This is a genomic window from Niallia sp. FSL R7-0648, from assembly GCF_038007005.1.
GTDB classification, from domain to species: Bacteria; Bacillota; Bacilli; order Bacillales; family Cytobacillaceae; genus Niallia; species Niallia circulans.
This window is the reverse complement of record NZ_JBBOWE010000001.1, coordinates 383,887-397,419: the sequence shown is the minus strand read 5'-3', so window position 1 is coordinate 397,419 and position 13,533 is coordinate 383,887. Positions and strand designations below refer to the sequence as shown.

Sequence of the window (13,533 nt, the reverse complement as noted above, 5' to 3'; positions counted from 1 at the left end):
ACTATGCAAAATTGTCAATTGGTTGATGGAGCCATTAATAATCATGCAATTTTTTTATATTGCGACCTTTGCCATGAGGGATACATAATGGCGTCCCAAAGAGAGGATCTTCAGTCACTTCACATTCTAGGTTAAAAACGTCTTTAACCATCTTCGCTGTAATTACTTCTTCCGGTTTTCCCTGTATATAAACAGATCTATCCTTAATTGCAATCAGATTATTGGCATAGCGGCAGGCTAGATTTAAGTCATGAAGAACCATTACAATCGTACGGTTTTCTTTTTCATTTAATTCGAATAATAAGTCCAGAACCTCGATTTGGTGGGTCATATCCAGGTAGGTTGTCGGTTCATCCAGCAAGATAATATTGGTATTTTGTGCAAGGGTCATTGCAACCCAGGCACGTTGTCTTTGTCCTCCAGATAACGAATCAACCAGACGATCGCTCAGTGCAGACATACCAGTCGCCTCAAGAGCGTTATGAACGATTTGTTCATCTTCCTCCGACCATTGTCTGTACCATTTTTGATATGGATAACGGCCTTGTTTTACTAATTGCAAAACCGTTAACCCTTCTGGAGCAACAGGGCCTTGCGGAAGAATTGCTAATTGTTTGGCGATTTCTTTGGTGGACAGCTCAGAAATTTTTTGTGCTTCAATTAAAATGGATCCAGACTGTGGTTTTAATAAACGAGCTAATGAACGTAACAGTGTTGATTTTCCACAGCCATTACTGCCAATAAACACAGTGATTTCTCCTTTAGGAATCTTCATATATAAATCATCTATAATGACTGTATCTCCATAAGATAAGGTCAAGGAATTTGTCTCTAAAAGAACCATTGTTTAACTTCTCCTTCCTATACTTTTCGCTGCTTATATAAAAGAAAAATGAAATAGGGCGCTCCAATAGCAGCAGTAAATATTCCCGCAGGAACTTCAATCGGAAGGAATAGAGTTCGACCGATTGTATCTGCTATGAGGACTAGAATTGCGCCAATTAAAGCAGATAAAGGCAATAGCGCACCAAAAGAAGAACCAACTAATTTTCTAGCTATATGAGGTGCCATCAGCCCAACAAAGCCAATTCCACCTGCAAACGCTACAGCTGTGCCAATTAAAGCTGTACTAATCAGCAATAAAAAAAGGCGCTGCTGCTGTACTTTAGAACCTAAGCCAATTACTATTTCTTCTCCGAAATCTTGAATGTTTAAAGTCCTTACCATAATAAATGATAGTATCAATAATAGAAGAATAATAGGTGCAGCAATCTGAATCTTTTTCCAATCGGCAGTACTGACAGAACCAGTAAGCCAAATATTTGCTTGACTAGCCTGATAAATAGGCCCTAAGATCATGAACAAGTTGGTCAATGCCTTTGTTAACGACCATAAACCAATTCCAACTAGGACGAGACGTACAGGTGAAACACCTTTTTTCCATGCAAGTACATATAGTAGAAACGCTACAAAGGATGCCCCGATAAAAGCTGCTAAAGGCATCCACTTAATGCTTATCGTTAATGAGTGATTCATGTCACTAAATAAAGCCAAAAATAGGACAATAGCTACTGAGGCACCACCTGTAATTCCAATAATATCAGGAGAAGCCAAAGGGTTTCGTACAACAGCTTGTATTATAGCCCCAGCAACTGCCAAACTCATCCCCACTAATATAGCTAAGAGAATTCGCGGCATTCGGAACGACTGGACAATTAAAGTGTCAAAATCCGAACCATGCCCAGATAAAATAGTTATGATCTGCCAAGGAGAAATGTAATCTTCCCCGATACCTGCACTTATGAAAAAAGCTACTAGCAGAATGATAAGGAATATAGATGTAAGGAATAATGCTCTACGATCCATTAAAAAGGAAATCTTGTCATTGGCCGTTCTAAACGATAAATATTTCTTCATGAAGACTTTCCTCCATTTCGTGCTATGTATATAAAGAAAGGGGTGCCAATGATGGCAGTCATTATTCCAACAGGTACTTCTTGGGGCATAAGGATTAATCGAGCACCAATATCGGCCAACAATAACAAGATTCCTCCTGTAATGCCGCAAAAGGGTAGTATCCAGCGGTAGTCATTACCGACCAGCCATTTTACTATATGAGGAACAACTATACCAATAAAGCCAATGGGACCAGCTACTGCAACCGCCGAGCCCGAAAGCAGGATAACCGAGATGCCAATCAGCAATTTGACGGTACCTGTACGCTGGCCAAGTCCTCTTGCTACATCTTCTCCCATGCTATAAACATTCATTTTATTAGAAATTAAAAAAGCTAGCAAAGTTCCGATAATCATATAAGGTAGAACAGAAAATAAAATCTCCAAGCTTCTTCCTTGGACGGAACCAGCCATCCAAAATAATACTTCTTCTAAGGCAGATTCATTCATGACTAAAAATCCATGAGCAAACGATGAAAACATGGCTGCCATGGCTGCGCCGGCTAGTGTTAATTTTATTGGTGTCAGTCCTTCATTACCTAAAGAACCTAGAAAATAAACAATAAATCCAGCGGCGGCTGCACCTAAAAAGGCTAGCCAAGCAAATGCTTGTAATGAATTAATAGAAAAAAAGAAAAGTCCTATAATGACAAAAAAACTGGCTCCTGAATTAATACCCAGTATATCCGGAGAAGCCAATGGATTTTTAGTCAGTGCCTGTAATAAAGCCCCTGTAATCGCTAAACTGCTGCCAACGATAGTTCCAATTAATGCTCTAGGAAGGCGAACTTCTTTAATAATAATATGCTCATTCGAACCATTGAACTGCTGAAAAGCTTGTATGGCTGTCTTAAAGCTCGTATCGGCGTAACCTAGTACAATACTAAAAATGAAAATAGTACATAATAATAGTAAACCAATAATAAGCCCAATGATTCTCCTTCTGTTATTCAATAGTAACATGTAGTTTTCCCTCTCTAATAGTTTCTATTTTTAGTTTAGGAGAAGTCATAGGGACTGTCAATGACTATGAGAATCATTTTCAATTAATGATTGACATATTTTTCATTATAAAATAATATCTAATTGTTATTGAAAATCATTATCAAATAAAAAAGGGGAGGAAAATATGCTTACATATTTTCAACAAAAACGATTTACTCCAATGCTGGTATCACTGTTGGTCATTATATTTGTTGTGCTGGCGGGATGCGGAAATAACGAAAAAGAAGTATCAGGAAATAAAGAAACCTCCAGCGATACAAACACATCGGATAATAAACCTTATACAATTGAACATGCAATGGGAAAAACGGAAATTAAAGGGACACCAAAGCGTGTTGTCGTATTGACGAATGAAGGCACAGAAGCACTTCTTGCTTTAGGGATTAAGCCAGTTGGGGCCGTCCAATCATGGCTGGGAAATCCATGGTACGATCACATCAAAAAAGATATGGATGGTGTGGAAGTAGTTGGAGTAGAACATGAAGTAAATGTAGAAAAAATCGCTTCATTAAAACCAGACCTAATTATCGGGACAAAGATACGCCAAGAAGCTATCTATGACAAACTACGTGCTATCGCTCCAACTGTTTTTTCCGAAACTTTAAGAGGTGATTGGAAGGATAACTTTGAATTATATGCAAAAGCACTGAACAAAGAAGAAGAAGGGAAAAAAGTGCTTAGCGCATTTGAAGACCATGTTGCAGAAGTAAAAGAAAAATTAGGGGATAAAGTGAATCAAGAAGTTTCTGTGGTTCGATTTATGGCTGGAACTTCCCGGATATATTATACGGACTCCTTTTCAGGTGTAATTTTGGATGAATTAGGATTCAAACGTGCCAAACAGCAAAAATCACTTTTCACTGCTGATAATCAGCTTGGTAATCTTGCTATTGAAGTAGGAAAAGAGGCTATCCCGAAAATGGATGCAGATATCCTTTTCTACTTTACCTATGCTCCACAAGATGACCAAAAAGCCTTAGATACAGCAAAGGAATGGACAAGCGACTCCCTGTGGAAGAACCTAGATGTCGTCAAAAAAGGAAATGCTTATGAAGTAAACGATGCAGTATGGAATACAGCAGGCGGGGTTATCGCAGCCAATCAAATGCTAGATGAACTGGAAGAGATCATGCTAAATAAATAGCTACCCTAAAGAAAGACGCGATAAGCCACCCCCAATAAAGCCCGGCAATTATACGGAGAAGCTAACGTGATTTCGTATAATTGATTGGGCTTTATTAGTTTTAAATGAAGACTTGTGGTAATCCCCCTCAGCCAGCTTTAATGTTTGTGAGCATATACGAGATTGTTAGAAAAAATGGGAGATTTTTTAAAGAGGTCCATTGTGTCGCTAAAATCTAAAATCGGCAGGAAGATTTTAGTAGATATATATGCAAAGTGCATATAACAAGAAATATTAGAGGTATTTGAAACAATATGTGTTATTATTCTGTATACTTCTTATTGTATAGGACATTTCTTTTTTATATCACAAACTGTTAACAATAATTTAGATAATAAATAGCTTGATAAAGATGAAAAACTTGGATGGATTGGAGGAATTATCTTGCGTAAGGTAGAAATATTTTCATACGATGAAAAATGGAAGCAAATGTTTAAAGAAGAAGCAGCGAAGCTACAAACCATCTTCGGAAATGAAATTGTAGATATTCATCACATTGGCAGTACTTCTGTTCCAGGGTTAAAAGCAAAGCCAATAATAGACATAATGCCTGTCGTTAGAGATATTAATACAGTTGATAATTATAATATATATATGCAAGAAATTGGCTATGAGCCGAAAGGAGAAAACGGTATACCTAAACGGAGATATTTTCAAAAAGGCGGGGAAAATCGTACTCATCACGTTCATATTTATCAAACTGGAAGTTATGAGATAAAAAGACACTTAGCTTTTCGCGATTATTTGATTTTACATACAGACTATATGAAGAAATATGCTTATCTAAAAGACAAACTGGCTCAGCAATTCCCCTATGATATTGAGTCATACATAAAAGGTAAGAATTATCTTGTTAAGGAAATTGAACGAGAATCATTGAAATGGTATGAGGCAAGCCAAAAATTACAGAGCTAATAACTAAGCTAAGTTATTAACTAATAGTTAGCTTTTATTATTTAATAAAAAGGGCTGCATTGCTCAAATTTCCGTTTCTATAGTTAATGGATCTACATAATAGGGTGCGATGCTTCAATAAAGAAGCATCGCTTATTCTTGGGCAACTAAAGGTGCAGTTAAACTTACACAAGTTAATTATCTTAAATAGGTTTAATTTATATATCCAACCAATAATCGTCGTTTTATATATTTTTACTCAATAAAACGATATATCATCATAATCAATATCATGGATAAGGCGTCCAACAGCTCCGATACACTTGTCTTCTAGCTGCTGCATAAACCCTATATAATGTGTTTCCCACTCATTCTCTGTTTCAACACCGTCAGCAACAATGTCTGAGAAATCGCGCATTCCCCCTCGTAATTTCTCATAAAATACGATTTTGGCTAAAATAGCTAATTCGATATCATCGAAAGTATCAAAAAGTGCATCATATTCGCCACCATAAAGACATCCCGAATTCAATAAATCTAGATAATCATGTAATGATACAAAATGCTTCCGAATTAGTTGAACTTTTTTTCTGTGTTGTCACTTTCCATAATACGATCTACTAAATTCCGCATTTGAATATCACTCATTCGATCATTCTCACTTAACATTAAGACCATTGTTTTTTTGGGCTCTTCGACTTCTCTGATGATCAACGTTTCGAAGCTACCGATTTCTGCTGCATTATTTACCCTTTGAATCAATTCATCTCGATACAAATTGATATAACGGGTAAGTGCTTGATCCGTTTGTAAGGTTTCCTGCAATTGATCGACCGCTTCATGAATCAACTTAGTTCTTTGATTAGTATGACAAGCTATTAACATTCTGCTCAACTGACCAAATTGAACTTCCGAAATTTTAACATTAGTAGCTTTTCCTCCGGATAATAGTGAAAAAACAGCATTATTTACTAAAAGCTCAAATATATTGAATAGCTCAATTCGATAATTAAAGCGACATATTTTCTCGAAATTTGTCAAAACATACAATAATTCTTGATGACTAAAAAAATGACAGAATCTTGTCTCCATTCGCAGTCGTTCTAAATATTGTTTCATATAAAAAACACCTTGAAGTCGCATATCATCAATAGCTAAAGGATAGTCAATACTCGCCATTGTATTTTGGGCCTCAAAAATAATATTATAATGGTTCATAAATACAGGTAATGATTCATCAATGGTCATATTATAGGCATCAACAGGCACATCTAATTTCATCTTTTTTACTTCTTGATACAGCTGTTTAGCGTCCTCGAAGTAATGGCGAAGTAATTCAACACCTTTAGCATGTATATTCTTTATATTCTCAAAATTTATATGCGCAATAGCTTCTTCAGGATCCTTAAAATGAAGTGCATAGGCATCCATAGCATACATTAGGGATGCCATGATACCTTCCGCTGTTTCCGCTGTCACCGACGTACTTTTTCCTTGGGTATACCGCCGTATCAATTGCTGTAGAACTTGCATAATCTCTACTTGTATCTGGTAAGACTTCTGATTGGTAATAATCCCCACTCTCTGACCTTCCTGCAAAAGAGACAGGATATATTGACTTCGTTTTAACCGCGATCGATCGATAATAATATTAGAAATCGAGCGAGAGCGATCTTGTGTTTTATCTATTTCCACGCATTAATCATCACCTTCAAATAAAGAATCACGACACATCATATCCCTTCTGAAATTCTCTGCAAGTTCTTCCATTTTACTTTTTAATAGTTCTAAAGATCCTGCACAGGGACCGTTATAAAAATCATTCATCCGTTGAATAAGTTGTACGTCCCCAATCTTATCTTCCGTTTCATTTCGAAGATAATAAAAAATCTCCTGAAGTTCATTTATCGTTTCAACATAATGCTCCCGCTCCATATAGGGTGAAGTAGAAAACACCTCAATTAATTCCTTTAACACTCCAATGTCCAGCTCAACTCTCGCATGATCACGCAGCACTTTATTTCTGAACACCACCAACGTTTTTACATCATTTGGCGTTAGAGCCAAACCTCGCTCTTTCGTTTTTTCATTTAAACTAAGTAGTTCCATCATTGTCTTGGACATGTGAGATAATTGGATGGAATTCAAAATTTCGGTTAAATTCATAAGCTCTCTCCCTTCCTCTAGCCCCCTAAAAAGTTTTGACTTTTCTCCTAAATAAAGTCACTCCATGTAAAATCAACACTTAAGATACCGATAGGGTGCGAGTTGGTCGTATAGTTTCTTCTAGAAGCTAATTTTGGATTACGAAAACAAATAAGATTATTATAATAACCAAACGCTCGACAAATTGATGGACGTACTGAATGAATACCACACCGATCGTTTATTTCGTCATAGAAAATACAGGTCCCAAAATAACGCCGTTGGTGTTTTAAATCTAGGCGTGTTTTTTTAGGCATAGATTTTATCTTCTTTTTTATTTTCTTCAACTCATCTTTTGTAATAGGAACAGGACCGCAACACATTCCTTTGCAGCCATTACAAGGTAGACTTTCCACTAATCTAATCATCTCCTAAAAAAGGTAAGGTGTTTAGATCCATTCAATGATATGGATTTTTTAGTTAATAACAAAATTGGAGTATAAAGCGGCATTCATATGCTGTTCTATTATTCAATAGCAATAATAAAGTTGTTTCTTTAGTCACTAAATATAAAAAACTGTATATATATGCTTTGCGAAGAATTAGATAAAAATTTCAACAGGGATTTAAAAAACAATTACCAGGGTAAGCACTAACAACAGATTATTCGGTCATTTTTCAGTCACATCCATTTAAAGTTGTGTTATGTTTCTTGATCGTATGAATGTAATGAAGTTTCAAGGGCTAGGAATCTTTTCAATCGTCAAATGACATCTAACTAATTTTTCAGGTGATAAATGTTCATAAATGAGTAAAGAGGATTTTTTTCTAACATTCTCTCCATTTCATCTCATAAGAAAAATATAACTTCATTGGTTCGCCACTTACTGAAGCCATTTTTACCATACTTTCACCTCTCTAAGGATCCCTTTTTCTTCAAATTGACTATATAGGATTTCCAAAAGCTGATAATAACAAGATTAAACTTGACTCATCTTTCTTGATACTTCATATTAGAACAAAAAAAAATAGGATTCTCCTGGCCAGGAGAATCCTATTATATAATCATATTTAATAAAAGTAAATTATAGCATAAATGAATTTTTTTGTCAATATTTTTGGTGTGTTTTTTAATATTTAAGAATTATATTCTCTTGTGACAAAAATAGAAAAAACGCCTCTACCTTGAGACGTTTTTCCTATTTATATTTTTCTCCATATTAACGAGTAGTCTATTTAACTTGACTCAACTTCTGTTACTTAACACTTAACTGTAATGCTTTCAGATTTTCGCGCATTGCATCTAGATAGCCTAAGTCCTTTTCTTTCAGTTCCTTAGATAAAACCTCTAAATCATACAAAACAGCTGTCTTTGTCCCTGTTTCATTAGCAACTGTTTTTGCAATTGCGGAATTTGCTCCATGTTGGTAATAAATAACTGGAACTTTATGTTCCTTAACAAGTGTTCCGATCTCTGCCATACGAGATGGGCTTGGTTCTACTTCTGTAGATAAGCCGCCAATGGCAATTTGTTCTAGATGATAGCGCTTTGCAAGATATCCAAATGCTTGGTGCTGTACGACAAAAGCTCGGTTCTTGGCATCTTTTAAAGTAGTTTCATATTCTTTATCCAATGCTTGAAGTTCTTTAATGAAAGCTTCTGTATTTTTTTCATAGATGTCTTTTCCATCTGGATCAGCCTTAATCAATGCATCACGAATAATCTTCACTTGCTCTTGGGCTAACACTGGATCTAACCAAATATGTGGATCGTGATTGTTATGATCATTAATAAAAACAGTTACAGGCTCGGATTCGGCAAATGTATGATGCTCCTCGTCAAATAGTGCGGCTTTCACTTCAAAGCTTTCCCCAGTTGTTTTGTATTCAAAATGGTCACTTCCTTGGCCAGATACAACTTCCCAATCTTCCTCTTCGCTGCCTCGTGTATACCAATGCCAATGATCGTAATCCGTCTCTTCTTTAAGCTCGGCAACAAGTGATACAACATCTCCTGTATGATAATGATCCGCTAATCCAACAATTTCAATTTTTTCTACACTTGCATCACCTTTATGGTCGTGATCTTTGTCGGCTTTCTCTCCATGGTCATGGCCTTCTTCTCCATCAGTATGCTCATGACTAGCTTCCTCCCCATGATCGTGGCCATGATTATTAACAACTATTTCTATCGGGGCTGACACGGCAAATTCATTATGATTATCATCATATAATACTGCTCGAACCTCGAAACTTTCGTCTGCTGCTTCATATTTAAACTTAGGCCCGCCTTGATTCGGAACAGTTACCCATTCCTTGTCCGCACTCTCTCTCGTATACCAATGCCAGTGGTCATAGTCTACTTTTCCCTCTAATTTTGCTGTTAATTCAATCATGTCACCAGTATGATAGTGGTCCGCTTTTCCTTGGATTGTTATTTTTTCATCACTTTCCTGATTTGCTTCTCCATCGGTATCTTCATGATCGTGTTCATGACGATGACCTGATTCATTCGTATCCTCTACATCTAGTCCATCCGCCGTGCGTGCTATTACAAGATTATCGTTATCTATCGATTTTAATAAGCTGTTTACCCAATACTCCATTTCTTCGCTGCTATAGACGAAAACATTTGCTTTATTAACCTTTGCTACGTCTTTAGCACTTGGTTCATAGTGATGGGCATCTTGCCCATCTGAGACCATTAACGACACATTTGCCCGATCTCCTGCCACTTGCTGAGTAAATTCATACATTGGGTAAAAGGATGTCACAACTGAAATTTTATCATCCGAACTACTTTCTCCCTTTTGACACCCTAAAAGAACTACACTCATTATTACACCTAGAAAAATAGCTAGTAACCAATTCCTTTTCATCTTATTCTTCCTTTCATTTGCCTAAACAAAGCGTAATGATTACGATTTAAAAACTAGTATTTTCTCATTCTATTTAAATCAAATAAACATCGTTACTTTTAATAAATATTAATGTGCTAACATGTCCCGGACTAACCCATCAGCATCTAATTCAGATGGATAATACGTTGGCCAATTCGTCACTTCTTCTAACAGTTTCTCTCGGTCGTCTCCCCAATATAGATGGTAATGGGCGGAATCAACTGGAAAAATATTATGGTCACTAAATTGGATATATCGAGGCATCTCCTTGGATCCATCTACTAATTTAAAAATAAAGCGTACACCTCTATTTCCTTTTTCATAGGTGAGTATTTCATAACCATCTGATTTATACTCTCCTGAATATTCTTTATCCTTTTCGAAAAAGGTCACCACATTATCCTTAATGGTAATGCGATCTACATCTGTTTTATAGCCTACTGTATAGTACTCCTTATATTCTTCTTTTGTCATATCGCCATTTTCCGCTTTATGTGCAAACACTTCATCTAAATCTCCAGAAAGAAGATACGGATAAACAGACTGCCAATCTCCCTCCCAATCAGATAGTTCGCGATCCTTTACTTGGTTATCATCAAAATACCCTTGATATATTTTTTTACTTGCTTCATCATGTCCATGATGATTATCAATGACAATTTGAGCTGGCACTGATTGGGCAACTGCCTTATCATCACTATCGAATAAGCCTGCTTTTATTTCTAAACCATTAACAGATGCTTCACCTGTAAATGTTGCTGTTTCTTGACCAGAAACAACTTTCCATTCGTCATTGGCACTTTCTCGACTATACCAATGCCAATGATCAGCATCTGTTTCTTTATCTAATACCGCTGTTAACTCAATCTTATCTCCAGTATGATAGTGATCAGCAATTCCTTCCACTTTTATACTTTCCGGAGCTTCATGCACAAGCTGTGCTGCATCTTTTTCCTCTTTATTCGCTTTCTCTTCTTTAGTTCCTTGACACGCGGCTAAGAACACACTTAATAATAATAAGCACGAAACGCTAAATAGCAGTTTTTTCATTTTTCCCCTCTTCTCTATGTATTTTAATAAATCGTAACCATTACGTTTTATAACCTACCATTTACACCACTTTTATGTCAAGGGTTTTTGGGTATTTATCTATTTAATTAGCGGGACAAGGGGACAAACCCCTTGTCCCTCCTACAGTCAAAAAAGAAGCAAAAGAAATATCCCCTGCTTCCCTACTTAATCCGATCTGTTCCCTTCAATTCCCCAACAGTAGCCGCACCGATTCCGAACATTGTCATCTGTAATTCCAGTTCTCGCATCTCAAACAATTCGATTAGATCTTCTGGTGATTCAGTAGCTTCTTTTAAAATGGAACGAGCAAAACCAACCATATCTGATCCTAGTGCTATCGCCTTAGCAGCTTCCATTCCATTTTTGATTCCACCGCTGGCAATAATCGGTTGATCAATTGCTTCCTTAACAGAAACAATGCATTCGGCCGTTGGGATTCCCCAGCTGCTGAATGCTTCGGCTGCTATTTTCTTGATTTTCTCTTTGGAGCGTAGCTTTTCTACTTGACTCCACGATGTACCGCCTGCACCTGCGACATCAATAAAGGAGATGCCAACATCAGTCAGTTTTTTCGCGATGGTGCCATCGATTCCAAAACCAACTTCTTTTGCGCCAACAGGAATATCTAGCTGTGTACAGACTTGCTCGATTTTTCCAAGCAGATCTTTAAAATTGCGATCACCTTCTTGCTGCACAATTTCTTGGATACTATTCAAATGGAGCACAAGCATATCTGCATCTGTCATCTCGATAATTTGTTTGCACTGGTCGATTCCAAAACCATAATTAAACTGCACCGCTCCTAAATTGGCGATGATTGGAATGGATGGTGCATATTTTCGGATTTGAAAGGATTCCCGATATTTTTCATTTTCAATCAGTGCTCTTGTGGAACCTAATGCAAAGGCCCATCCTCGTTCTTCTGCCGCAATTGCAAGGTTTCGGTTAATCGTCTCCGCCATCGCAGCCCCGCCAGTCATTGAGCTGACTAAAAAAGGAGTCTTCAGCTTTTTACCGAGAAACTCTGTGTTTAATGTGATGTCATCAAAGTTAATTTCCGGCAAGGCATTATGTAAAAAGCGATACGCTTCAAGACCAGTCGTAATATTATCTCCTGTGACTTTTTCATTTAAAACCAACTCAATATGCTGGGCTTTTCTTTTGTCAATTGAATCAGTCATTCTCTAAACTCCAGTCTCATTATATTTGGCTGCAGGGAGGATATCTAAAGGTACGATACCAGCCTCCTGCCATTCTTTATGTAATCGTTCCAGCTTGTTTATACTTGTAAAAGCAATACCACAATCGCCGCCGCCAGCACCAGATGATTTTCCAGCTCCATAACGATCAGCAATTTGAATTAACTTTTCTAATTCCGTCGTTTCAATTGCCCCGCCAGTTTCTCGACTTAGCTCTAATAAAGCAGACCGGTTAGCGGATAAACTCGCCATCGCCAGCTTTAAATCGTTCTGTTTAAAGCCTTTCACCATTGCGGAAACAGCATCACGACTTTTCTGAAGGAATCCTTGATAGATATGGGAATCTTGCTGCTTTAATGGTTCAATCTTTTTTATTAAAGAAGCCGTTTTCGCAGCACTGCCTGTCCAGCCGACAGCAAGCACTAATTCTTCGGGCGCTTCTAGCTGTTCTATCTGGAGGTATGGCCAGCTCTCTTCCACCAATTCAGAAATAGAAACTTGGTCTGCAAGCTTTCCTTTTAACCAGCTTGCTTTAAATGCTGCATAGTGAAGCCAGCCGCCATATGTCGATGCTGCTACATCTGCACAGGATCCACTGCCTTGTGTCTGATAATGAGCGATTGCAGCGAGCTTATAAATATGTTTTTTCGTAACAATTAGTTGATCTTGATACAGTGCTAAAATGGAGGATACGACCGCAACTACTACTGCTGCACTAGATCCTAGGCCATATTTCCGACCAGTGGAAACATCATCTAATTCGCTAGTAACACTAAGTGAAAAAGGCTTCGTATGCACAGACTTTTCTCGTAAATACTGATGAACCACAGCCAATGTGTTTTCGATAAATTCCAATTTTGCATTAGTATCTTCCAAAACAACTTGTCCATGCTCGAATCGACAAGCAACATGGGGAAGACCTATTTGCGGCAAGGACAGCATCTGTTTTTCACTAAATGTCACTTTCGCTGTAATAAATCGGTCAACTGCTACAACGATTGCTGGATAGCCTGGTTCTAGCACTGCATATTCCCCAGCAATAAACAGCTTGCCCGGAACTTTTATTTCATGCATCTGGACTCACTCCTTTTAAAAGTCCTCATTTATACCACGCTTAACTGGACGTAACTCCAAGAGCTGGTATGGATAAATTGTCCGTAAAGACTCGATAAATGCCACTT

At 37.3% G+C, this 13,533-nt stretch carries 13 protein-coding genes; 2 read left to right on the top strand and 11 right to left on the bottom strand.

Features of this window, described 5'->3' with window-relative positions:
- Positions 1-34: 34 nt before the first annotated feature.
- The 3 genes from NSQ89_RS01950 to NSQ89_RS01940 are packed head-to-tail and all read right to left on the bottom strand — an operon-like array spanning position 35 to position 2,918.
- A complete protein-coding gene (locus tag NSQ89_RS01950) occupies positions 35-844 on the bottom strand; it encodes an ABC transporter ATP-binding protein (RefSeq protein ID WP_047943273.1) in 810 nt (269 codons plus the stop codon).
- A 17-nt stretch (positions 845-861) separates the two neighbouring features.
- Positions 862-1,917 (bottom strand): FecCD family ABC transporter permease, encoded by a 1,056-nt coding sequence (locus tag NSQ89_RS01945; protein WP_047943274.1) that lies wholly within the window; start codon positions 1,915-1,917, stop codon positions 862-864.
- Positions 1,914-2,918 (bottom strand): FecCD family ABC transporter permease, encoded by a 1,005-nt coding sequence (locus tag NSQ89_RS01940; RefSeq protein ID WP_341132163.1) that lies wholly within the window; start codon positions 2,916-2,918, stop codon positions 1,914-1,916. Before NSQ89_RS01940 ends, NSQ89_RS01945 begins: the two co-directional genes overlap by 4 nt.
- Positions 2,919-3,084: 166 nt before the next feature.
- Between NSQ89_RS01940 and NSQ89_RS01935 the strand changes: the two genes are divergently transcribed.
- Together NSQ89_RS01935 and NSQ89_RS01930 are read left to right on the top strand one after the other, a co-directional pair.
- Complete coding sequence (locus tag NSQ89_RS01935; protein WP_341132162.1) at positions 3,085-4,104, top strand: ABC transporter substrate-binding protein; 1,020 nt, start codon at positions 3,085-3,087, stop codon at positions 4,102-4,104.
- Positions 4,105-4,527: 423 nt separating this feature from the next.
- A complete protein-coding gene (locus NSQ89_RS01930; protein WP_341132161.1) occupies positions 4,528-5,058 on the top strand; it encodes a GrpB family protein in 531 nt (176 codons plus the stop codon).
- A 238-nt stretch (positions 5,059-5,296) separates the two neighbouring features.
- On the opposite strand, the gene NSQ89_RS01925 is transcribed toward NSQ89_RS01930, so the two are convergent.
- The 8 genes from NSQ89_RS01925 to NSQ89_RS01890 form a co-directional block, all read right to left on the bottom strand.
- On the bottom strand, positions 5,297-5,569 hold the full coding sequence (locus NSQ89_RS01925; protein WP_341132160.1) for a hypothetical protein: 273 nt from the start codon (positions 5,567-5,569) through the stop codon (positions 5,297-5,299).
- Positions 5,570-5,610: 41 nt separating this feature from the next.
- Positions 5,611-6,732, bottom strand: coding sequence for a DUF6179 domain-containing protein (locus NSQ89_RS01920; RefSeq protein ID WP_341132159.1), 1,122 nt, complete (start codon positions 6,730-6,732; stop codon positions 5,611-5,613).
- A gap of 3 nt (positions 6,733-6,735) precedes the next feature.
- Positions 6,736-7,203 carry a DUF6323 family protein gene (locus tag NSQ89_RS01915; RefSeq protein WP_341132158.1) on the bottom strand — a complete coding sequence of 156 codons (468 nt, stop codon included), beginning with the start codon at positions 7,201-7,203 and terminating at the stop codon, positions 6,736-6,738.
- A 47-nt stretch (positions 7,204-7,250) separates the two neighbouring features.
- Positions 7,251-7,598 (bottom strand): YkgJ family cysteine cluster protein, encoded by a 348-nt coding sequence (locus NSQ89_RS01910; RefSeq protein ID WP_341132157.1) that lies wholly within the window; start codon positions 7,596-7,598, stop codon positions 7,251-7,253.
- 840 nt (positions 7,599-8,438) lie between these two features.
- The gene (locus NSQ89_RS01905; protein ID WP_341132156.1) at positions 8,439-10,061 is read right to left on the bottom strand and encodes a metal ABC transporter solute-binding protein, Zn/Mn family; all 1,623 of its coding nucleotides are present in this window, start codon (positions 10,059-10,061) and stop codon (positions 8,439-8,441) included.
- A 108-nt stretch (positions 10,062-10,169) separates the two neighbouring features.
- On the bottom strand, positions 10,170-11,132 hold the full coding sequence (locus NSQ89_RS01900) for a ZinT family metal-binding protein (RefSeq protein ID WP_341132155.1): 963 nt from the start codon (positions 11,130-11,132) through the stop codon (positions 10,170-10,172).
- 182 nt (positions 11,133-11,314) lie between these two features.
- On the bottom strand, positions 11,315-12,334 hold the full coding sequence (gene fni, locus NSQ89_RS01895) for a type 2 isopentenyl-diphosphate Delta-isomerase (RefSeq protein ID WP_341132154.1): 1,020 nt from the start codon (positions 12,332-12,334) through the stop codon (positions 11,315-11,317).
- A 3-nt stretch (positions 12,335-12,337) separates the two neighbouring features.
- Complete coding sequence (locus tag NSQ89_RS01890; protein ID WP_341132153.1) at positions 12,338-13,426, bottom strand: phosphomevalonate kinase; 1,089 nt, start codon at positions 13,424-13,426, stop codon at positions 12,338-12,340.
- Positions 13,427-13,533 lie beyond the last annotated feature (107 nt).